Genomic DNA, 338 nt, shown 5'->3' with positions numbered 1-338 from the left:
ACCGGCTATCTATTACATGAGTAAGGAAAATACGCTACAACAGGCCGTGGGGTTGCCCGATCAGAAAACGCTTAATATCATTATGGGGAAGGTGATGCTGCCAACTTACTGATTTAGTGTATGATGGTGTTTTTGAGGTGCTCCAGTGGCTTCTGTTTCTATCAGCTGTCCCTCCTGTTCAGCTACTGACGGGGTGGTGCGTAACGGCAAAAGCACCGCCGGACATCAGCGCTAGCGGAGTGTATACTGGCTTAACTATGCGGCATCAGAGCAGATTGTACTGAGAGTGCACCATTGCGGTGTGAAATACCGCACAGATGCGTAAGGAGAAAATACCG

1 pseudogene is annotated in these 338 nt (G+C 49.1%); it reads left to right on the top strand.

Annotated elements, in window-relative coordinates:
- Positions 1-145: 145 nt before the first annotated feature.
- Positions 146-232, top strand: a pseudogene (locus tag SB764_RS38915) (IS1 family transposase); the annotation flags it as partial.
- Between the last annotated feature and the right edge of the window lie 106 nt (positions 233-338).

The organism is Paraburkholderia sp. SIMBA_027 (genome assembly GCF_046535315.1).
GTDB classification, from domain to species: Bacteria; Pseudomonadota; Gammaproteobacteria; order Burkholderiales; family Burkholderiaceae; genus Paraburkholderia; species Paraburkholderia tropica.
Note: the sequence above shows the minus strand (reverse complement) of the source record. Positions and strands in the feature narration are given on the sequence as shown.